Here is a 22,059-nt window from a genome sequence, read left to right as displayed (position 1 = left end):
CACCAAGCCTGTCACCTGGGGCCCTGATTGTTCGAAGCAGGGGCGCTGCCGAGCAGCTCCATGAAAAACCGCTCGAGGCGGGCGTACTGTTCGTCACGCGAAAAGCCCGCGCGGCCGCTCTCCGGCACCGGCGGCAGCAGCCCCTTCTCCCCCTTGATCTCCAGCCAGCGGGTCAGCTGGCGGGCGATCTCCTCCGGATCGTTCGAGAAGAAGCCCGCTTCACGCTCCTTCACGATCGTCGCAGGGACGCCGTCATGCAGGCCCAGCACCAGGATCGGCCGGCGCGCGCCAAGGTACTCGAAGAACTTGCCCGGCACGTTTCCCTGCTCCTTGGGGTCGTTCCACTGCAGCAGGACCAGGATATCGGACTCGCGCTGGCGCCGCAGCGCCTCCTCGTGGGCCAGCACCTCGCGAATGTCCACCAGGTGGGTGACACCCTGGGCTTCCGCCAGCGGCGTGACGGTGGCCGGCCGCACGCCATGGAAGATCATCCGGCATTGCAGCCCGCGGTCTTCCAGCAGCTTCATGGCGGCGAACAGCGGCGAGGGATCGCGATAGCCGGGGTAGATACCGCCGGTATAGACGATCTCCAAGGCCGGCCGGCCGGCTGCGCCGTCGAAGGGCCCCTCGCCGCAGAACTCGGCATCGTAGCCGTTGTAGACCACCTCGACCGGCTTGCCGAAGCGCGCCCGGTAGGCCTTCGCCCAGGGTTGCGACACCGTCACCAGCGCCCGCGCCTGGGCGATCAGCTCGTTCTCCGCCAGGCGGTTGCGCCACCGACGCCAGAAGAAAGGAGGCGCATAGGGGTCTTCAGACCAGCGGTCGCGAAACTCCAGCACCAGAGGCAGATCGAACCGACGGCTGAGGTCACGGCCGACGAACAGGGTGGTAAACGGCGGGCCGCTGGCGAAGACCAGATCGGGCCGCCAGCCGTCCAGCAGCGCACCGCCGGCCTCGACCGCGAAAGGCTGCCAGCTCACCCGCCCGTCGGGGAAGTCGGAGAAGCTGGCGTGCAGACGCCATAGGGTGCGCTTCAGCCAGGAAGGATTGCTGACCCCGCCCTCGGGCACGCTGCCCACCGTGGCCGGCGGCGGGCGGCGCGGCCCCGCGGCATCGTCTGCCTGCGGGTCGCGCCATGCGGTGCGCGTGACACGCTCCTCGGGGAAATCGACCGAGAGGTCCTGCGGCAGGGGCGGTTCTTTCGGTGTCAGGACACGCACGTCGTGTCCCTGGCTCAGCAGGTAGCGCGCCAGCTTGCCGAGCCGTACCGCCGCGATGGTCCGGGTCGGCGGAAAATACCAGGTGACCAGGAGGATCTTCACGGCTGCCGCCCGTCTCGCAGGCTGCCGCCCAGAAAGCGGCGGCCGATCTCCGAGTGGCTGACCACGCGCTCGATCCTGGCGATCTGTTCGCCGCTCAACTGCTCGCGCCACTTGTCCAGCGAGGTGAGCGGCGGTCGCAGAACGTTGAAATAGCCGGCGTCGCGCCGGTCGCTGGTCTCAAGATCGTCGATGAACTTCTGAGTCTGCGGCGACCAGGCAAGGTCGACCCCCTCGAACAGGCGGCGCGTGGTCGCCTCCAGGTCGCGGCAGAGATCCTCGTAAACGACCATGCTGTATCTTCCCAGGTTCTCCAGCTCGTCGTGGATCCGCTGATTGCAGATCATCCAGAGGAATGCCGTCTTCTCCTCAAAGCTCGCGGCCTCCAGCTCTTCCAGCGTGAAGGGATAACCCTCCGCCATGCCGGCTTCGAACGGCGGGCGCAGGTAGGTGTCGGACCCCATCAGCTTGCTCTCGATGCCGCGCAGCCGCGAGTTCACCACGGCACAAGGATGGCGCACGATGTGGACCACGCGCAGGTTTTGCATCGCCTTGGCAAAGAGCGGCGTGCGCCAGGGCGAGTCGACGGATTTCATGACGCAGCGAACGCGCTCGTCCGCGCCGTTGATGAAATCCGCGACGGGCAGCGGCTTGCGCCGCAGCGGGCCGCACAGGCGCTCCGCCGCCTTAGCCAGGTAGAGATTGGCAAGAAGGCATTTCCTCCGCAGGCCCGAACGGTAGGACTTGTCGAAGAACGGCGCCTGGCCGGAGACTTTCGTCGCGCTGACGTGGCACAGGGCCTCGAGATAGCGCCGCGCCGGCTCGGCAAAGCGCTCGATCTCGTCGGCACGCGGCACGAAGGGAATCTGCGTGTTGACCAGAACAGAGTCGGGCTCGTGGCGGTACAGCACATCGGGGTGGCTGTCGAAAAGCTTCGCCAGGAAGGTGGTACCGGAACGGGCTCCGCCTACGATGAAAACCGGGTCTGTGGACCCCATGCTACCGTCTTCCCCCGGACTCCTCATGCCCACCCCGTTCGCCCGGCACAGGCTGGCTGAGCCCCGTTTGCCCGGCATGGCGCCGCGGTCGGCTTATGCACTTTCGCCGCCGGTCCGCTTGCCGGACCGTGGAGCGACTGCGCTGCTTCCCGCCTGATAATGCACGGCTTCGGGCGCCCCGGCGATTGGTGGGGTCTATGTTGCAAATGCGCTTCCCCCTGTCCAGCCGTTTCGGCCTGAACCTGGTTGGCCCCTCGGCGTCCAAGCGCAGATCGCACCGCGCCTACTCAGCGCCCGAGCCCCGCCAGGAAGGACTGCAGCCGTGCCCGGTCGGCGGCCAGGTCATCCCCGGCGGCGGTGAGCAGCGCGAAGGCAGTAGCCTCGCGTGGGCCGCCGCTCAGCGCGTGCCAGAGTTCCAACAGCTTCGCTCTGACCGAAGAGGCGGTCGTGCTGCCGCCCACCTCGTACCAGGACCAGATGAGATACGGCCCGTCGGTGAACAGAACCACCGTCTCTTGCACGGTCAGTTCACCGGCGTGCCCGCTGACCTCGACGTCTTCGAAACGGGTCACCTGCCGTTCCTGGCCATGACCAATGAAACTGTTGCCGACCGCGATGATCTCGTGGCCGTCCCGCTGATAGAGATAGTGCGCGGCAAAGAAGGCGACCGTGCCATCCGTCCCCTTGTAGCTCTCCAGCACCTGGCGATCTGCCCCCGGAAAGGCCGGTTTCCACTCGGGCAATCCGGCCTCGGCGGGCTGCCAGCCATCATCGGGCTGCAGCGCTTGCGGGTCGGTCGCACCAGCCATCTCGGGCGGCGCGGCAACCTGCAGGGCCCAGGCCTGGCCGCCTGCGAGCAGAACCGCTCCCAGGACGAAGGCCGCAAGGCTGGAGACGGCGCGCGTTGCGGGCTGCGCCGGCGCGTGCCTCGGCGCCTCGTCCTGGCCCCAGCGCTCGCGAAACAGCGAGCCGATGCCGGTCAGGATGAGCAGCACGATAGACAGGAAGATGAAGCCGTAGAGGATGTGGTCGACCGTAACCGCCAGAGCGTGGTCCGTGAGATGTGCCAGCAGAACGATGCCATAGGCGCGCAGGCCGTTGGCGAGGATCGGCACCACCAGGCATGCCAGCATGAACACGGCGCGGCGGCGCCAGGAGAGGAAGAAGAGGTTCGACGCCAGGGCGCCGAGCACCAGCGTCGTGATCAGGAAACGCGCGCCGGAGCAGACATCGGCGACGACGAAGTTGCCCGAAGGAATCTCGATGAGCACGCCGCTGTGAAAGGTGGGAATCCCCGAAGCGCGCAGCAGGAACACCGCGATCTCAGCCGTGATGGTCTGCAGAAAGGGGACCACCTCCTCCCCCATCGGCACCGCAAAGATCAGGAAGAACAGGGGAAAGAGCGCCCGCTTCACCGCCCCCCAGCCGAACAGCAGCGCGAAGAGCCCCTGCCACAAGCCGATGAAGGCCAACTGCTTCAACAGCGTGACGCTGCCGACCGTGCCGATCAGATTCACCAGCAACGCACCCGCGAGCCACGCCAGCGCCCAGAAGCACGGCTGCGGCGCGACTGCGGCAAGGTTGCGGCGCCGCTGGTACAGCAGGAACAGCACGATGGGGAGAATGAGAAATCCGTAGCCGAAGGTATCCGACGTCGTCCAGGTGCGCACCAGCGTGGCCACGGTCTGATGCATCAGGCCGAACAGCAACGCCGTCGCCGCGGCGAACAGCAGCAGGGCACGCAGCCAGGCGCGCCGCTGCGCCGGCCCGGTTGTCGCCATCTCGGCCTCCGCTCTCGACGTCGCGCTCATCGATTCTGCCCCCGCGGTCCCGGTACCACCTGCATGCCCAGGGTCAGCGCGGCGATCGCAGCGATCTGCAGCACGAACCAGCGTCCCATGAGCACCGAGTCCGGCAACAGCTCCTCACGATCCGGGCCGAGCAGAAAGTCGACGCCAGAGAACACATTGCCATATTTGGTTACCACGGGACTGAGGCCATTCTTGAACAGGAGCCACCCAAGCGGCAGGGAAACCGCGACAACGCCGACCGCTGCCAGCACGGGTCCGGCCTTGGGGTGTCGAATTGCATGCAGCACGACAAGCGCATTTGCGGGCAGCAAGATCAAGAGCCAATAAAGGATATGCCCATGGCCGTCGATCAGTTCGTTGAGATTGTCGGTGGAGGAGAATTTGAAGGCGATGAGGTTGAACGCCACCAGCAAGGGCAGCGCCGCCAGCCCGCAGAGCAACGCCGTCGAGAGCCCCAGCTTCACGCTTGACCGGCGATCGAGCCGCGGAGATCCCAGCAGGCGGAAGTAGACCGCGCTCAGGATCGCGATCCACAGGGTCGCCTGCCCGAACAGGGCCGTGAAGCGCACGAAGCGCTCGACCCCCTGGATCAGGGCCTTCGACCCGATGGCTTCGTAGAACCACACCCCGGCATCGCCCCACATGTGACGGTTCATGACGAACCAGTGGGTATTGGCGGAGCCGGTGATGTCCCATAGGCTCTCCGCGCTCACACTGGAAACCATCAGCAGGTATGTTGCCAGGCAGGCGAGCAGCGTGCCCAGCGGCAGCACCGTGAAAACGCGGCCACTGCGCGCGGCGACGCGGCCGACCAGGGCACCGCCCAGACCGACCGACACTCCAGCGAGGGAAAACAGGAACAGCCGCCACCAGGCATCCTCGCCGCCGAACAGCTCGCGCACGTTGTAGGGCACCTGCGGCAGCCCCAGCACGACGTTGAGGGTCAGCGTCGCCGAGAGGCAGGCGAGCAATGCAACGATGACCGCGCCGCGCGCCGGGTAGAGAGTATCCTGCCCGGGCGTTGCCGGGGGCGGTGCAGGCGCCGTGCGCGGCGGTGCCGCCGGCGGCCGTGGTGCCGGTTGCGGCCGGGCGAGCGCGGTGCCGCCGACGGCGGACATCAGTGCGCCGAGCGCCAGGGCGAGCAGCGGGTCGGTGATCACCGGCGTGTGGCTGCCGATCCACAGCTGGGCAACTTCCAGGACCGCCGCCAGCAGAAATACCAGGGTCGTCGCAATGCTCAGCCGCAGGCCGACCACGCCCATCAGATAGATCAGCGTGCCCATCAGGAAGGCCTTGAACGCCATGGCCTTCACGTTGATCAGCATCGAGCCGCTGAGGCCGCCGGAAAACGGTATCCAGGAGAACGATCGCGCCACGGGCTGGAAGTCGAAAGGGGCAAGCGACCTCACAATCATGAACAGCGCGACCCCGGCCAGGAGGTACGCGGCCGCGCGGGGTTGGCGCCGCAGGACCGGCCACAGCATCAGCGCCAGCACGATCCCCAGCACCTCGCTGGCGCTGATGCTGTTCTGCACGATGACAGTCCTCGCCAGGACCGTAGCCAGCGCGGCGCAGGCCAGCCACAGGCCTGCGGCCCACTGCGACCAATGGCGGTCCACCAGCCAGGCGAGCACCAGCCAGGTGACGCAGCCGCGCAGGAACGGCACCGAGAAGACGCTTGGCAGCGCGAAAAGCGGTTTCACGCTTTCCTTGTAGGCCTGCAGGTCGATCGAGGGGACGAAGGGCGCCAGGGTGCCCACCGCCCAGCAGGCCAGCAGCAGCAGCGGGAACAGCGGCAGGGCGGCGTCCACCTGCACCAGCAGGCGGGAGCGCACGGCGGCGGGCGCGACGGCCGCGACGCCCAGGGCGCAGCCGGCGAGGTTCCAGAGGATGTCTCCCAGGGCGGCATCCCGGCTGGGCAGGAACAGTTGCAGAACCTGCGCCGCCGCGGCGACGAAGAACCCTGCCAGGATCAGCAGGACGACGCGGGCTGCGGTGGACCGCGCCGGCCCCAGGGCCAGCATGCCGACGGCCCCGAAGGGCACGAACAGCCCGATATTGCCCAGTACGTCGCCGCGCCGGGTCACCACCCGGTCGCCGCCCAGCAGTTCCGAGGCGTCGAAATAGTAAAGGTTCGAAAAATCGAAATCGAATGGATAGAGGGAACCGTAGAAAATCAGTGCAATGATCAAGTAAAAGAGAATTTTATACAGCCGCCTGGACCGAATATCGCCATAGCGTCCGCGGCCACCGCCCGCAAAGGCAGTCCCCGGGAACGAAGGACGATTGTCGCTTCTGGCCACCTGGCTCATGGGCCTAGGTTGCCACTACCCGAAGCCCTTGAACAAGCCGTCCCGACCCCCGCGCGGTCATCTCGCCGCCGCCCGCCGCCAATGATCACAGCGGGTTGGACGGGATGATCGGTTATGATATTGCGGATTCATGAGGTGGGAACCTTCCGGCGCCTGAACAGATTTGGCCCCGGAGCGCCGGATGCCGTCCGCTGACGGCGGCGCCCAGATCGGCGCAGAGGGCGGTATTAAGACCACCTTCCCCGCCGGAGCGAGTGAAAGACCTGGTATGCGACAGCTTCTGACCACCGCCCTCTGCATTTTCCTGCTCTGCGGCACAGCCTCCGCGCAGGAAGGCGGGCGGGCCGGCGACGGCAAAGAGGATCGCCTGGACATCCCGGAGATCGCCGCCATGCCGGCCGGCTCCTGGCTGCCGTTCGGCCGGCCCTGGCGGGACGTCGACCCGGGGCGCGGCGACAACTGCGGGGTCGACTTCGGTTCCCTTCTGGGGGCCTGGAACGGCGTGCTGTGGGATGGCCGCTACGCCTGGGTGTGGGCCGCCGGCGGCCACGGCGACGGCTGCTTCAACGGGATCGTGCGCTACGACCTGCAGGCCGGCAAGCCGGAGATGGTGGTGCCGCACCTGGCCCTCAACGTGCCGCTGTGCCGCTCCTTCGTGAAGGCCGGCGGGACCAAGGACTGCTTCTGGGAGCCCTATGTCTCGGACAAGCCCTATCCCGGCGGCATGGACCAGCGGATCGACTCCTGGGACGGGGCCTTCCTGCGCCCGCGCTCGAGCCACACCTACAACAACATGGTCAAGCTCGGCGACTGGTTCTACCTGGTCACCGGGCACATCTACGGCTCCAGCAAACCGGACGCGCAGGTCTGGCGCTTCAACCTGCGCGCCGACGACATCGCCCAGACCATCGAGCGCCTGCCGGACCGCTTCGCTTCCGAGGCCGGGCCGGATCGCGACGACGACGGCGAACCGGATGGAAAAATGGTCGGCAACTACGCCGTCAACTGGATCACCCGTCCGGGCAAGCCGCCTCTGCTGTTTAGCGGCGCCATCGTGTGCCAGCCCGACTTTCAGGCCGGACGCTACGACTGCACCGCGCGGTCCGGGGCCGCCTTCTCCGGCGCGGCCACGCTTGCGTGGGACGAGAGGCTGCAAGGCATCTGGGCCGTGGACGCGAATCACAACCGCCTGACTTTCCTGCGCGAGATCGACGGCGCATGGCAGGAAGACAAGGCCCTCACGGTGACCGACCCGGCGCTCAACAAGGAGACGCTCGGATCCGCCGGGCTCTGCCTCGTGCCGAACGGCCAAGGCACCAGTCCGGTGATCTGGGGCCAGGACGGCGCCCTCATCCGCTGGGACGGCGAGACCCTGTCGACGATCGACGCCCCAGGCGGCCCCGGCCCGGCGCAGCGGCGGATTCTCAACAAGTGGACCTGGAACGAAGACCTCGGCGTCTGCCTCGGCACCTGGACGGTGGACGAAGGCTTCTGGGCCTACAAGCCGGACTTCAGCGGCGCTGTGCAGCGGGCGGCTGCCAATACACCCCCTGCCGACACTCCGACAGCCAAAGCGCCCGCCCCTGCGGCACCCTCCGGCCCGCCTGCCGCACCGGTCGCCAAGGCCGCTGCGCCGGTAGGCCTGCCGCCGGCACCGGCCCTCAACCCCGCGCTGAAGGACAATCCGCTGCAGCCCAAGGAGACCGGAAAGCGGCAGGCAAAAGCCGGCAACCGGCAGGAAAACGCCGCGCGGCAGCAGGGGCAAGCGGCTGCCGCCGAGGAAGCAGCGGACGAGCAAACCGCGGGCGAGCGCAAGAAGAAGGCCAAGCCCGCCGGGCCTCCCCTCAGCACCTATTGGCCCGATCCTGACCACTATCCGACCTTCGCAGGCCACCAGGTGCGCCCCGAGCCCTGGACGCCGGCGGCCTGGAACGAGCCCATCGAACGGCAGCCCGAGGCGCCCGACTACGAGGCGCTCTGCCCGGGCCCCTGGACGGTGCTCGACTATCGCACCGAAGCGGACCTGGCCGGCAGCGCGGCCCAGACCCGCAGCCTCTCCCCCGGGACGGCAAACGTCCGCATCTACCTGCATCCCCGGGAAGATGCGGAGGCTCCCTATGAATCGAACCTTGTGCTCGACCGGGTCCAATGCGGCGAGGTGATCGGCGTGCCCGCCGGCGGCCGGCGGCCGGCCCTGACGGAAGATATCGGTCTGCCGAAGACCGGCACAGGTTTCATCGTGCGCGGCATCGACTTCCTGGGCGGCAACGTCGGCTGGGCCTGTCATCAGCCGAGCGAGTCCTGCCCGGCTTTCGTTGTGCTGCAGGACAACCGCATAGGCGGCGCCGGGTTGATGGGCGATTCCGATCCCTCCCTGCCCAGCACCTACCTGGAACTGCGCGGCAACGTCATGGGGCCGAACCTGGATTGGCATGGCCTCTATCTGGAGCGTTCCATCGGCAAGCTGGTGGCCCTCAGCAACGTCTTCTTCGCTTCCGGCAACGCCGGGCACGCGCTGAAGAACCTGGCGAACTATTCCCGCATCGAAGGCAACGTGCTTTCCAACGTCGGGATCGACGGCCAGCCCCTCACCCGCAACGGCCGCGAAGTCATCGGCCTCTTCGCGCTGGATCACTATGCCTGCACCGATTCCATCGTTCGCAACAACAAGGTCGTCTTCCGCACATCGGGGAACGTCGCCACGCTGCTGACGCTGCGCGGACGCAACGCCTGGGGCAACTGCGACAAGGGTCGCCGCGTCCCGGGAAGCTTCGCCGAAGGCAGCCGCGAACTCTTCCCTCCGGAGAACCCGGAGTACCAGGATCCGGCACGCTGGGCCGAGATCGCGACGGCCGTGCAGGACTTCGAGGCCGGCTACGAGAAGGCCAAGGCCAATCCCCTGCTCTTCACGCACCTGATCGAAGACAACACGTTCTTCGTCTTCGAGGGCAAGACGGGCGTCACGCCGCGGTCGATCACGGTGCACAGCATGCGCCCCATTGCCGACAACCCGCGCGAGGCGGACCTGAAGGACCAGATGGCCGCGCTGATCGAACTGTGCGGCGACAAACCCGACGACGCGGCCTACGAAGCGTGCTGGTTCGCCAGCGCCAGCCCGGAGGTGCGCTATGTCCACGACCACATCGACCCGGCGCGCCGCTTTGTCATGGTCCACGGCAACGGCAACGGCCGGGTCGAGGTGCCCAACAGCCTGCCGATGCGCGCGCCCGACGCCTGGGCGGAGCGTACCGCCGTCTATTGGGACCCGGACCAGACCTACGTAGCCTGCAACGCCGACGGCTCGCAGTGCGCCGAGCGCGGCCCCTACCCGATCGATGCGGATCCGCAGCCTTGGGACGCGGTCGAGGTAGCGTCTCCACCCAGGTTGATCAACCTAAAGTAGAGTCTTCAGGGCATCGGGGGAGTTCCGACCGCCAGCCTTGACGGGCCCGGGCGTTCTGGTGCAAGCCTGTTCGCGGTGACATCATTCGCTGCTGTGCAGCATGTTGGACGGCACGGCGCGCGAGCCCCGTGCTGTCCCCTTATCGAGTGGGCGGGAATGTTCGAGGCTCTGCATGACCTGATCGCGTACCAGGCGATGCAGCGGCCCGACCATGTCGCGCTGGTCGACAAGACCGAGCAGCTTTCCTACGCCGACGCCTGGCAGCAGACCCGCCGCCTCGCCGCCGGCCTCAAGGCCCTCGGACTTCAGCGCAACGACCGCGTGGCCGTCTTCCTGGAAAAGCGCTTCGAGACGGTGCTGGCCTTCTTTGCCGCCAGCGCCGCCGGCGGCGTTTTCGTCCCCGTCAATCCCGTGCTGCGGCCCGCCCAGGTGGCCCACATCGCCAACGACTGCGCGGTGAAGGTCCTCGTCACCTCGCCGGAGCGCCTGGAGGCGCTGGCTACGGTGCTCGCCGACTGCCCCTTCTTGCACACGGTGGTCCTGGTGGGCGATCCGCCCCCCGCCGCAAGACCCGGTCCGCGGATCGTGGCGTGGCGGGAGATCGCAGAGGAGCCCGCCGAGGCCGCCAGTCTCGCCCGTCCGGTGGACTGCGATATGGCCGCCATCCTCTACACCTCCGGCAGCACCGGGCAGCCCAAGGGCGTCGTGGTCTCCCACCGCAACCTGCTGGTCGGCGCCGAGAGCGTCAGCCGCTACCTGGAGAACACCGACGCGGACCGCATTCTCTCCGTCCTGCCGCTCAGCTTCGATGCCGGCCTCAGCCAGGTGCTGACCGCCTTTCGCGCCGGAGCCCGCTGCATCCTGCTGAACTACCTGCTGCCGCGCGAGGTCCCGCGCGTCTGCTTGCGCGAGGGCGTCACCGGCATCACCGGCGTCCCACCGCTGTGGTTCCAGCTCGTCACGCTCGATTGGCCGCGCGAGGCCTCGGAGCGCCTGCGCTACTTCGCCAACACCGGCGGCCACCTGCCGCGACCGGCGCTCATGCAGTTGCGCGGGATCTTCCCGCAGGCCTCGCCCTATCTCATGTACGGCCTGACCGAGGCGTTCCGCTCCACCTACCTCGACCCGCGCGAGGTCGACCGCCGGCCGGACTCGATGGGCAAGGCGATCCCCAACGTGGAAATCCTGGTGGTGCGCGAGGACGGCAGCACGACGGCGCCCGATGAGGCGGGCGAACTGGTCCACCGCGGCCCGCTCGTCTCGCTCGGCTATTGGAACGACCCCGAGCGCACGGCCGAACGCTTCCGCCCCGCGCCGGGCCAGCCCGAAGGCTTGACCATGCCGGAAATCGCCGTGTGGTCCGGCGATCTCGTGCGCCGCGACAAGGACGGCTTCCTCTACTTCGTCGGTCGGCGCGACGATATGATCAAGACCTCGGGCTACCGCGTGAGCCCGACGGAGATCGAGGAGGTCATCTTCGCCTCCGGACTGGTCGACGAAGCTGCGGCCGTGGGCCTGCCGCACCCGACACTCGGCCAGTCGATCACTCTCTTGGTGAAGCCGAAGAACGGCGCTGAGCTCGACACCGAGGCGTTGCTCGCGGTCTGCCGCCAGCAGCTGCCGACCTTCATGGTGCCGCAACGCATCGAGGCGCGGAGCGAGCTCTACCGCAATCCCAACGGCAAGATCGACCGCAAGCGCCACGCCCAGGAACTCATCGCAGGCCAGCAGGAAGACGCGCATGACTGAAGCAGCCATCCATCCGGCGGTGCAAGCCTGGCAGACGGCAGAAGGAGATCTGCTGATCGGCGGCGTGCCGCTGGCGCGCCTGGCCCAGCGCGTCGGACAGACCCCCTTCTTCGCCTATGACCGCGCGCGCATATCCGCGCGCGTCGGTGAACTGCGCCGTCGGCTGCCCGATACGCTGGACCTGCATTTCGCCGTCAAGGCCAATCCCATGGCAGCACTGGTCTGTTTCCTGGCGCCGCTGGTCGACGGCTTCGACGTCGCCTCGGCCGGCGAACTCGCCAAGGCCCTCGACGCCGGCATGCCGGCCCGACATATCGGCTTTGCCGGCCCGGGCAAGACCGACCGGGAGCTCCGCCAGGCCATTGCGGCCGGCATCCTGGTCGAAGCGGAATCCGCCGGCGAGGTGACCCGCATCAAGTCGATCGCCGAGGATCTCGGGACCGCGCCGCGCATTGCCCTGCGCATCAATCCGGACTTCCATTTGAAGGGCTCCGGCATGCGCATGGGCGGTGGGCCGCAGCAGTTCGGCATCGACGCTGAGGACGTCCCCGATCTCATCGCCGCGGCCCGCGCCGCCGGCGTCGTGATCGAAGGCTTTCACATTTTCGCCGGCTCGCAGAACCTCAGCGCGGAGACCATAGCCGAGGTGCAGGCCAAGACCCTGGACCTCGCGCTGCGCCTCGCCGACCGGCTGGCAGCGCCGCTGCGCTATCTCAACCTGGGCGGCGGCTTCGGCATCCCCTACTTCCCGAACGACAAACCACTCGACCTCGCGCCGATCGGAGACAATCTCGCCGAGGTCGTCGCCAAGCTCGCCACGGCGCAGCCGGAGGCCCGTGCGGTCCTGGAACTCGGCCGCTATATCGTCGGCGAAGCCGGTCTCTACGTGACGCGGGTGATCGACCGCAAGATGTCGCGCGGCGAAGTCTTCCTGGTAACCGACGGCGGCCTGCACCACCATCTGGCCGCCTCGGGAAATTTCGGGCAGGTGATCCGGCGCAACTTTCCCGTCGCGATCGACGGCCGCATGAACGAAGCAGCGCAGGAGAAGGCCTCCGTCGTCGGCTGCCTCTGCACGCCGCTGGACCTGCTGGCGGACAAGGCGTCCCTGCCTCGTGCGGAGATCGGCGACCTCGTGGTGATCTTTCAATCAGGCGCCTACGGGCTCACCGCCAGCCCGACGGCCTTTCTCGGCCATCCGCCGCCGGCGGAAGTCCTGGTCTGATCGCCGCGGTCACCAGCGGTTCATCACCGTCAGGTAGATCTTTTTCAGCTTGGTAAAGACCGAGCGCTTGAGCGGCGGACGCTCGTATCCGAAGTAATCCAGCGTGGGGCCCGCGATCTCTTCGAAGATGATCCGTTCGCTCTCGGGCATGGCATTCTTCCAGGCGAAGACCTTGGACGCATCGGGTGCCCGCACCGAGTTTCGGTGCCATTTCAGGCTGTCGCCCGGCACGACATTCTTGGCCGTTTCGTGATAGTGCAGCATCTGCGCATCGAAAGGCTCGCCCAGGAAATCGCAAACCTGGCGCAACACCGGCTCGGGGTCGCGCACCAGCTCTTCGTAGCGCAGTTCCAGGTATTGGTCCGGGCCCAGCACGCGCCCGACCTTGTGGCAGAGGGTGGTCTTGTGCGCCCAGTCCTCGGCCAGCCGGAAGCTGTTGGATGAGCACCACGAGATCTGGCGCTGCGACATCGCCACGTCGCGGCCGTCACGCACGATCTGGATGAATTTGGCATGCGGAAAGATGCTGTGCAGCACATCGATGTCGAGGGTGTAGTACGGGGTCTTGTCACCCCAGCGCGCTTTTCCCTGCGCCTGCGCGTAGCAGGTCATGATGGCATCGATCAGCTCAGCATAAGTCGCCGGATCGTGCGCAAGAACCGCCTCTTTGTCGTCGATCAGCCCGCCCTTGACGACCTGCGGATGCGCGGCAATGTCGTCCAGCAGTCTCCGCATGTTCGCGTGCTGCGCCAAATCGCCGTAGCGCTGCAGGTTTCGATAGAACTGGGTGACGTAGACCGTCTCGTGCGGCACCGCCAGCCGGGGATGATTGTTGAGCATCAGACGCAGCATCGTCGTTCCCGAGCGCTGGGCACCCAAGACAAAGAACGGCTCCACACTCCGGGCAGCCCCGCTGACGAGGCCTTCAATCCCTGCGCCGCTGTGCCGTTCGGCCCCGATGATTTCCATAGCGCGCACCCGACACCCCTACATCTCAGACCGCCCCACCGGCGCGGACACACTCCGGCCGAGAGGAAGTCGCTTCCCACGCCATTATCGAACATGGGCGTGAAGAAAACGCGACGGAATGGTGTACGTTCCGTGACGGTGTGGGTCAGGCGCAGCGAACCGCTACCGCGGGACGTCTTCGGCGAGCAGCAGGCGCACGACTTGGTGGATGTAATACGCCTGACCGCGCGGATCGTAGTTCAGCCAGTACGGCAACAGATGATCGATCTGGCGAAGCCAGCGCAGGTAGGTCAGTGCCCTATGGTGGCCGCGCTCAATTCCCAGACGCTCGTACTGGGCGAATAGGAATCGCTCCTCGGCCATGGAGGGGAGCTCCAGGCGGGCGAGTGCGTAAAAGCTCTCGGCGAGCGAACGCCGTGCACCCAGAGGCCGCAACACGGATTCGAGGAATCCGATCGCATCGAGGATGGGCAGATCGTCGAAATCAGCGGCTTCCCAGTCAACAATGCCGGCGTTGTCACCGTCGAGATAGATGTTGCTGCGGCTGAAATCACCGTGGACCAAGCCGAATGCCAGGCTCACGCCTGAGAGCCGGTCGCGGAAGAACGCGCGCAGCCGGACCTGCTGGTCTCGCTCCCGCACGAGCCGGAACAGCCGCTCCAGGCGAGCCTCGACGAGCCGCTCATAGGCGGCGCCTGCCAAGGGAGCCAGAACCAGCGAAGCGGCGGGGTTCATCACGTCGAGCAGATTGGCCGCGCGGTGCAGCACCGCTTCCGAGCCGACCCTGCGTCTGACCGTACTCAGAGCGGCGCCCGGCAAGGCGGTTTCGACGCGGTAGTCGAATCCATCGATCTGCCCGGCCGCCAGGGGTCTGGGGGCCAGCCCCGGATGGCTGTCGGCCAGTCGCACGAGCGCGGCGGCGTGACGCGCTTCGGCCGCCGACGCGGCACGGCTGAACGGAATTCGAACGATGACCGGTTCGGCGTTCCGCATCGCCTGCACGATCATCTTGTCCTTGCGCGTCAAAATGTGGCGCAGGGCCAGCAGCGGCGGGGCGTCCTGGCCGCCTCCAATCTGACGGGCCGCCGCGGCGTAGATGCGCTCGTAGGAAGTCGGCTGGCGCTCTCCGCCTGCCCAGGCGGTCACGCAATGGGCCGGCAGGAACAGGCCGTGCTGCTTCAGCCGCTGCCGCCAGGACGGCGGCTTGCCCGGCAGGGCCGCCGGGCGCTGACCGTAAAGCGGAATGACATCGTCGAACTGGCGGCGCGACGGCCACAGGCCGTAGGTACGGACACCGGTAAAGCCCAGCTCGGAGAGGCGCCGGCAGAGCGTCGGCAACGCCTCTGGGCCGTTCTGCCGCCGCGCCCAGGCGAGCAGCAGTCCGAAGGCCTGGGCCAGCAGGGGCAGCGGCTGGGGAGCCGCTTTCCACCGGTCCCACCAGCCCGACGGCAGGGCGAGGCTGAAGCGATTGTCGGCGATCACCAGCACCTGCCCGCCATCGCGCAACACGCGCCGCGCCTCGCCCAGCAATCGCGCCGGTCCGCGCGGCCCGACGGAGTCTGCCATGACGACGGCATCGAAGCTGCCGGATGCGAAGGGCAGCGGCGACCCGGCGGCGGCCCGCACCAGCACAACGTCATCTTCCGCGTTGAAGATGGCGACCCGCTGGCCGACGAAACGCAGCCGGGCCGGGTCCGGCTCCAGGACGACGACCTGCCGACAGTGGGGAGCCAGGCTCTCCACGACGGCGCCATAGCCGGCGCCGAGGCACAGCACGCGGCCGCCCGGCGGCAACGCGAGATAGCCGCGCCAGGACCCGTGTCGGCCGGCGAGCAAGGCATCGAGCTTCGCCAAGTCGTCGTCACGGCCCGTGAGGAAGCGTCGTACCGCCTCAAGCCACCCTTCAGGCGTAAGCGCATCGAGCGTCGGCAGGTCGTCCCCGGCCGCGCGGCCGGCATCAGCCCCCATCGCCGAAACCTTCCACCCTCAACGCCGCGCAGGCGCCCCGCGGCCATTGCGGGCCGTCGCGGCCGAGCCGCAGTTCGAAGTCGACGGGTGTCTCAGCCGAGAACGCCGGCGCAAGCGACGGGGCGCGCAGACGAAGCAGACCCAGAGCGCGCACGGTCAGGCCACCGCCGCGCCGCCACAGGCAGACCAGCCGCCCCTCGAAATCGACGTCCTGCCATCGCACGCTGCCGCCTTGCTCACCGGTACTCAGCAGGATCAGCAGCTCCTCGTCCGCCGCCGTCATACGGAAGACCAGGCCGTCCTCCGCGTCCGACAGCTGTTCCAGCCGCGCATCCCGGCGCGAGTCGAGAGAGAGGAAGGTGGCGGCGCCGCGGCTGCGTTGCGGCAAGGCGAACCTCAGGTTCGCGGCCGCTTCCAGCCGCCCGTAAGACGGCGAGACCCAGCCCCTGAAGGGCTGGAATCCGCCGCTTACGACATCCGCCTCGCCGACGCCGTCGGCCAGCATCTGCAGTTCCGTGGCTGGCGCCGCTCCGTGCAGCGCGGCACGCCGCGCAGTCTCCAGCCGGCAGTCGATGCCGGGGGCCAACTGCCAGCCGATAAAGGCGCGGCCTTCCGGCGTCGGCGGCGGCCTGTCATAGACCAGCCAGCCGCCTTCCCAGAGGTGGACGACCCCGCGGCGCTGTCCGACGTAAGGTCCCTCTCCGACAACCGCTCCCTCGATCCAGGACAGGCCCGCAGCTGACGCGCTGGCGCGCCATGCCTCGACCTGGCAGGGCAGCGTCCAATTCCTGAAGTCGCCCCTCAGGGCGCCGTAGGGCTCGCGCCCCTCGATGTAGAAGCCGCTGCGGCTCGCGGCGCTGGCGAAGTGGGCGCGCAGGTTCGGCTCGCCCGGCAGGTCTTCCTGCGCCCTGAAGCGGTAGCGCCCGGTCCCCGGCGCCGCCAGCACGGGCGCGCCGCCGGCGCTGAGGCAAAGGCTCAGCAGGTCGCCGTGGCTGTGGCCGCCGATACCCGGTGCCGTTGGCGTCGGGCCCAGGCGAAACACCAGGCGCGCCTGCCGCTCCGGCTCGGCAAGGACGCTAAAGCCGCTGTCCGGAAAGTCCTGGAAGGGTGCCTCCTCCGGTATCGCCACTCCTACCGGCGCCAGTGCTCCCTCCAGCAGCCAGTAGGCCGCCTCACGCGTGGGATCGTCATCCGGCACGGCGGGTCCGCCCGGCACGAAGCAGGCACGCTGCACCTCACGCAACAAGCCACATTGCCAGCCCTCGCCGACCCCGAGCGGCAGCAGCGGATCCTCCGTCGTGTTGCCGATCGCCAGCGGCAGCAGGTCGGGCCCGGCCATGGCCAGCTGGAAGCGCAGCATCTTCTCGATGCGTTCGCGCGATGCCGGCGGCACCGGCCAGCCGTTGCGCCGCGACAGCAGCAGGTAGATGACGGCCAGTTCGCAGCCATGCTCGTGGTAGTGCACCGAGTGCTCGAAGGAACCGCCGTCGTCGTAGGTCTGGCGGTGCAGCTCCGCCAGCCAGAGGCTCTCCGCCGCCTGGCGGTCCGGCGCATGATCGAACTCCGGCAGCAGCGCCGCGGTCAGCCAGTCGGCCAGCCGTTCCGCCAGCCGGTGATTGTTGCCGACGCCGCTGGCATCCACCCGCCGCATGTAGAGGCTGCATTCGTAGAGGCTCTGCAGCACCCGCCGCTTCAGGGAAGGCAGCGCGCCGTCGCCTGCCTCGTCGTCCAGGCCGGCCAGGAACGGCCAGGCCAGCAGGCAGGCGATGAGCTGGTAGACCACCACGTGGCTCGAGCGAAATCCGGGATGACCGCCGGGCAGGTCCGCTGCGGCCATCCAGCCTGTGAGCACCTGGTCCAACTCGGCTACGACGCTGCGGTCGTAGTGGCACGCCATGGCCCAGCGCGGCAGGAAGCCCAGGCGATGCGGGCGGGCCTCGTAGAGGCGGTCCTCCAGGCCAGGGCCGCAGGGCGCGCGCCAGTCGAAACTCTGCGACAGCGGCGCGGCGCGGCGCTCGTAGACGGCCAGCCCCTCCTCACGGTCCTCGCGCACTTTCTCCAGCAGCCGCCCGCGCCAGGCCGAGAACCGCCGCTGCGCTTCGTCGAACAGCACGGGTACCGTCTCGGGCGCGACAAAACCCAGCGGGGGGACGCGCCGTTCGAAGTGTTCGGTCAGCGCCGCCCAGGCGGCCTCGCGTCGTCCCGCCTGCCAGGCCGCGGCGGCCGCGGCCGGTTCCCTCAGGTGGGCGAAAAGCGCCGCCTCGTCGAAGGCCGGCGGCGGCGGTGCGGCGCGGCGCTGACCGCGGCGGTCGCCGAACAGGCGGCCGATCAGCTTTTTCATGTCATGAAGCATCGCGGGCGGCGTATGGATGGGACTCACGCCAGCGCGCGCCGAACCTTCTGCCGCAAGCGGTTCAGCAGATAGTGGCGGTCCAGCGTCGGGATGCCGTCACGGCACACACGGTCGTGGTCGGCCAGGATCTTGTCGTCGAAATGGTTCTGCCAGTCTCCCGACTCGCCCTTGCGGAAGAAGTCGCCCTCGGCAGAGCGGTGCGACGGCGCATCCTGGTACTTGTCGCGCAGCGCGCCGATGCTGTTCGCCTGGCGGATGCGGTCGATGTCATCGGCACCCGCCGGAACTTCCAGCACCGCGGCGATGCGCGCCACCTCGCCGGCGAAGTCGCTCTTCAGGGCCTCAAAGCTGGTCGAGGCCACCTGCGGATGGGGCTCCGCCCAGGTCGCGCGATAGCGCATCAGCCGCGGCAGCAGTTCGCGCCCCTCTTCCCAATAGTACTTCGCAAAGGAGCCCTCGAAGCGCTTCTTGCGCAGGTCGTGGTAGTACGCGGAGACCATCACGTCGCGGGTGTCGCGGGTCATGCAGAAGACGCGCACGTTCTCCTTGGCGAGCAGCAGCGCCCGGTGCTCCGGCTTGGCGAGATGGTTCTTGGTGATGACGTCGCGGCTATTGAACTCGCCACCGGCAAGGTAGGCCTCGAGACGCGGCACGGCGACCGACGGATGCTTGGCGTTGCCCTTGGTGAGGAACGCCTCGTCCGGCGTCTCCAGCTTGCGCAGGCTGGTGAGGATATTGAACAGCCAGGTCGAACCGGACTTGAAGGCACCGTTGGAGACTACCAGCATGGATCCACTCTCGGGTCTGGATGGTGCAAAGACGGCGGCATGGCGTTACGCCTCGCCGGGCGAGGATGACCAAGCCGCTTCGTGCCCGGCTCGCTCGACGATCAGCGCGCGCTTGACCTGGTCCTGCCGCACCCGGATCGTCGCCTGCCACCCGTCGGCGGCCAGCCGCTGCCTGAATCGCTCCAGCGGCGGATAGGCCGCATTGCAGTAATAGCGGGGCACCAGCTTCAGACCGAGATAGCGCGTCAGGAACTTGCGGCGCGCCATGCGCCGACCGAACTTCGAGCGGCTATCGTTATCGAAGATCAGGCCGGCGCCGCCCGGCGCCAGGCCGCTCACCATCAGCGCGCAGGTGTCGAACTGCTGCCGGCGCGGCAGCTGCTGGATGGCGTCATAGGTGAAGATCACGTCGAAACCGGAGCCGATCCCGTCAAAGGCATAGCTCGATGCTTCCAGCAGGTTGCCGCAGCGCAGGTCTTCCGGCGCCGCCAGGCCGGCCAGCCGCCGGCGCGCCACCTCGACCATGTTGCCGGAGAGGTCGAAGCCGCACAGCCGGCCCGCCGGGATACCCGCCTCGTCGAGCGTGGCGGCGATAAAAGCCAGCCAGGCACCGGTCCCGCAGCCGCAGTCCAGCACGCTGACGGGGCGGCCCACCGGCAGCCGCGCGGCCACCTGCGACAGCACCTCGGCGACGAAGGCCTTGGCCGCCGGCGGATGGTCGAAGTCGTCGGAATAGACCCCTTCCTCAACCAGCCGATCGAAGCTTCGGCGCTGCTTTTCGACAACCGACGCGGTCATGTGTGATCCCTATGCTACCGGCGCCCGGCCCGGTTCTACCGGGTCTTGCCCTGCGCGGCCCTGCGCTCCAGCAGGGAGCGGCGCGTCAGCCCCAGACGGCGCCCCAGACGGCGCAGGCGCCCCCCCTGGGTCACAAAGTACCACAGCGACAGCAGGTAGGCGCATAGCGACTTCGGGCGCCGCTCGAAAGTCTCGTAGTCCCAATCCCGCAGCATTCTACCGGCGATGTCCTCAAAGACGATCCGCCGGCTGCGGCTCATGGCGTGGCGCCACAGGCCGACCTTGGAGGTCTGCGGCGGCTGGTTGAGCGACGGCCACAGCCAGCGCCGGTCCTCCGGGATCTTCTCGTCCACCATCTCGGCGTAACGCAGCATGGCGGCGTCGAAGGGCACCCCCAGGAAGGCGCAGAGCCGCCGCAGGGTATTCTCGCTGTCGCCGACCAGATCCTCGAAGCGCAGCGCGCAGTAGCGCTGCGGCCCCAGGATGCGGCCCATCTTGGCGTTGACGCCGATCCGCGCCACCCAGGCGTGGGCGCAGTCGGCGATGTTGCCGGACCCGTAGGGCATGGTCTGGTGCGACAGCGCCACGTCGCGCCCGTCACGCACGATGTGCACGAAACGCGCGCCCGGCAGCCAGTCGTTCACCAGGTCCATGTTGTCCAGCGTGGCGATGTCGATGTTCGCCCAGTAGGGCTTGCCCTTGGCCCGCGCGTACTCGCTGTGGAAGCGGGCGATGACGGCGCCGTAGTCGGCGAGCGGCAGGTCGGCGAGCAGGCGGTCGCGCTCCAGCGCGCAGTCCCACAGCCGAACGCGCTCGTGGGCCAGCAGGTCGTCCACCAGCCGCGCGATATCCTCGCGCCGGGCGAGGCCGCCGTAGGACGCCAGGCGCTTGCCGAAGTCGATCCACATGCCGGTGGTGGCCAGCGGCACGGCGATCTGCGGATGCGCGCCGACCATCATCGACAGCAGCGTCGTGCCGCTGCGCTCCATGCCGAATAGGAAGATCGGCTTCACGTCGCCCGCCGTCGCCGTTTCCGTTTCCGTCATGACGTCACCGGCTCCGGCCGCGCCGCCGCGGCGAGGTCGATCCCCTTGCGCTCGGCCTCCAGCATAAGAGCGTCGAGCAGGTACTTGGTCGCCCAATTCGGATAGCCGGCGGTCATGTAGCCGCCGAAGATCGGGTAGGAGCCGGCGAGCGCGCCGTCGATCGCGGCATTGCCGCTATCGCGCCGCTGCACCGCTTTCAGGAAACCCAGCAGGCGGTCGGCCGCCGCAGCATGCTGCTCTCCCCTGCCGAGCGCGGCCAGGCGGTAGCCGACGATGGCAAGTTGGGCGGAACCGGTGAGGCATGACCAGGATGCCGCCGGGCGCCAGCCGGCATCGAAGCGGCCGGCGAGATAGCCGTTGGGCTCGATCACCGCCGCCAGCGGCGCAAAGCCCCGCTCGACCGCGTCCAGGATGTCTTCCCGCCCGGCCAGCGCCGCCACCTCCAGCAGGCCTTGCAGGGTGTAGCCGATGGTGTGGGTCAGCGGTCGCTCCGGCAGCGTCAGGCAGTTCTCGGCGAACCAGCCGTTGGCGGCCTGGAAGCGCAGCGCGCCCTCGGCCGCGCGCAGCGCCGCCGCGCGGTAGGCCTCCGTCCCGGTCAGCGCGCCGAAGCGGTACAGCGCCCAGGCGCAGAGCACGTTGTAGAGCTTGATGTCGTCCTGCGAGACGAAGGCGCCGTTGGTGGTGAACAGGCCGGCGCCGTTCAGGTCACCGGTCAGGAAGTCGGCCGCGGCCGTGGCGGCGGCGGAGATTCGGGCGTCGAGCCGGGTCTCCAGCAGCGAGACGAAGCCGTCCAGCACCATGCCGGTGTTGAAGGCCGCCGGCGCCTGGCGCTCGGCGCTGGCCAGCATGCCGCCCTGAACGGCGCCGGAGGGCATCTGCACGTCGGCTTCCCAATGGGCCATGCGCGCAACGCGCTCGACCAGCTCGGGCCGCCCGGCGCGCCGGCCGTAGGCGAGCAGGCTGGTCATGATGTAGCCGGTGGTCTCCGGGTAGGACAGCTGCCAGCCGCCGGCCGGTCCGGTCGGGAAATAGCCGTAGGAGACCCCGCCGTCGTCCGTGGCGTCCTGCGCCCGCAGCAGCCAGGCAACGGCCAGGTCGGCACGCGCGGCCGTCTCCCCGGCGACCGGCACGATGGCGGCGCGGCGGCCGAGATGGTCCCCCAGGACCACCTTGCGGAAGGCCGGTTCGCCGCCGACCAGGGCGTCTTTCAGACTCTGGAACTGCCGGGCCCGCGACCAGTAGGCTCTGCGAAGCGTTCTCAGCATCTTTGGTATTATTATTCTCGCTCTATCTGGCTTGTGCAGTGCCGCCAGGGGCGAC

General features: G+C 68.3%; 14 protein-coding genes. 3 read left to right on the top strand and 11 right to left on the bottom strand.

Annotation, left to right across the window (positions count from 1 at the left end; genetic code table 11):
• Window positions 1–11 precede the first annotated feature (11 nt).
• The 4 genes from WDC82_RS18265 to WDC82_RS18250 all read right to left on the bottom strand — a co-directional run bounded on the left by WDC82_RS18265 (window position 12) and on the right by WDC82_RS18250 (window position 6,320).
• Window positions 12–1,322, bottom strand: coding sequence for a glycosyltransferase (locus WDC82_RS18265; protein WP_340118815.1), 1,311 nt, complete (start codon window positions 1,320–1,322; stop codon window positions 12–14).
• On the bottom strand, window positions 1,319–2,317 hold the full coding sequence (locus WDC82_RS18260) for a sulfotransferase (protein WP_340118814.1): 999 nt from the start codon (window positions 2,315–2,317) through the stop codon (window positions 1,319–1,321). The genes WDC82_RS18265 and WDC82_RS18260 overlap by 4 nt, the downstream gene beginning before the upstream one ends.
• A 287-nt stretch (window positions 2,318–2,604) precedes the next feature.
• Complete coding sequence (xrtA, locus tag WDC82_RS18255; protein WP_340118813.1) at window positions 2,605–4,128, bottom strand: exosortase A; 1,524 nt, start codon at window positions 4,126–4,128, stop codon at window positions 2,605–2,607.
• On the bottom strand, window positions 4,125–6,320 hold the full coding sequence (locus tag WDC82_RS18250) for a VanZ family protein (protein WP_340118812.1): 2,196 nt from the start codon (window positions 6,318–6,320) through the stop codon (window positions 4,125–4,127). The genes xrtA and WDC82_RS18250 overlap by 4 nt, the downstream gene beginning before the upstream one ends.
• A 388-nt stretch (window positions 6,321–6,708) precedes the next feature.
• Between WDC82_RS18250 and WDC82_RS18245 the strand changes: the two genes are divergently transcribed.
• The 3 genes from WDC82_RS18245 to WDC82_RS18235 all read left to right on the top strand — a co-directional run bounded on the left by WDC82_RS18245 (window position 6,709) and on the right by WDC82_RS18235 (window position 12,817).
• A complete protein-coding gene (locus WDC82_RS18245) occupies window positions 6,709–9,843 on the top strand; it encodes a hypothetical protein (protein ID WP_340118811.1) in 3,135 nt (1,044 codons plus the stop codon).
• Window positions 9,844–9,999: 156 nt separating this feature from the next.
• A complete protein-coding gene (locus tag WDC82_RS18240; RefSeq protein WP_340118810.1) occupies window positions 10,000–11,592 on the top strand; it encodes an acyl-CoA ligase (AMP-forming), exosortase A system-associated in 1,593 nt (530 codons plus the stop codon).
• Window positions 11,585–12,817 (top strand): pyridoxal-dependent decarboxylase, exosortase A system-associated, encoded by a 1,233-nt coding sequence (locus WDC82_RS18235; protein ID WP_340118809.1) that lies wholly within the window; start codon window positions 11,585–11,587, stop codon window positions 12,815–12,817. The genes WDC82_RS18240 and WDC82_RS18235 overlap by 8 nt, the downstream gene beginning before the upstream one ends.
• A 9-nt stretch (window positions 12,818–12,826) precedes the next feature.
• Here the strand turns inward: WDC82_RS18235 and WDC82_RS18230 are convergent, their stop codons facing one another.
• The 7 genes from WDC82_RS18230 to WDC82_RS18200 form a co-directional block, all read right to left on the bottom strand.
• Window positions 12,827–13,786, bottom strand: coding sequence for a sulfotransferase (locus WDC82_RS18230; protein ID WP_340118808.1), 960 nt, complete (start codon window positions 13,784–13,786; stop codon window positions 12,827–12,829).
• Window positions 13,787–13,948: 162 nt separating this feature from the next.
• A complete protein-coding gene (locus WDC82_RS18225; protein ID WP_340118807.1) occupies window positions 13,949–15,754 on the bottom strand; it encodes a phosphotransferase in 1,806 nt (601 codons plus the stop codon).
• A complete protein-coding gene (locus WDC82_RS18220; RefSeq protein ID WP_340118806.1) occupies window positions 15,744–18,095 on the bottom strand; it encodes a heparinase II/III family protein in 2,352 nt (783 codons plus the stop codon). The genes WDC82_RS18225 and WDC82_RS18220 overlap by 11 nt, the downstream gene beginning before the upstream one ends.
• 35 nt (window positions 18,096–18,130) lie before the next feature.
• Window positions 18,131–18,895: a sulfotransferase domain-containing protein gene (locus WDC82_RS18215; RefSeq protein ID WP_340118805.1), complete on the bottom strand. Its 765-nt coding sequence runs from the start codon at window positions 18,893–18,895 to the stop codon at window positions 18,131–18,133.
• 45 nt (window positions 18,896–18,940) lie between these two features.
• Window positions 18,941–19,693: a methyltransferase domain-containing protein gene (locus WDC82_RS18210; RefSeq protein ID WP_340118804.1), complete on the bottom strand. Its 753-nt coding sequence runs from the start codon at window positions 19,691–19,693 to the stop codon at window positions 18,941–18,943.
• Between the two features lie 35 nt (window positions 19,694–19,728).
• A complete protein-coding gene (locus WDC82_RS18205) occupies window positions 19,729–20,739 on the bottom strand; it encodes a sulfotransferase (RefSeq protein ID WP_340118803.1) in 1,011 nt (336 codons plus the stop codon).
• Window positions 20,736–22,004 carry a hypothetical protein gene (locus WDC82_RS18200; protein WP_340118802.1) on the bottom strand — a complete coding sequence of 423 codons (1,269 nt, stop codon included), beginning with the start codon at window positions 22,002–22,004 and terminating at the stop codon, window positions 20,736–20,738. Before WDC82_RS18200 ends, WDC82_RS18205 begins: the two co-directional genes overlap by 4 nt.
• Between the last annotated feature and the right edge of the window lie 55 nt (window positions 22,005–22,059).

Origin of the sequence: Pelagibius sp. 7325, assembly GCF_037652055.1 — a bacterium.
Lineage (GTDB): Bacteria > Pseudomonadota > Alphaproteobacteria > Kiloniellales > Kiloniellaceae > Pelagibius.
The sequence above is the reverse complement of the archived record's forward strand: the minus strand, read 5'-3'. Positions and strand labels throughout refer to the sequence as shown.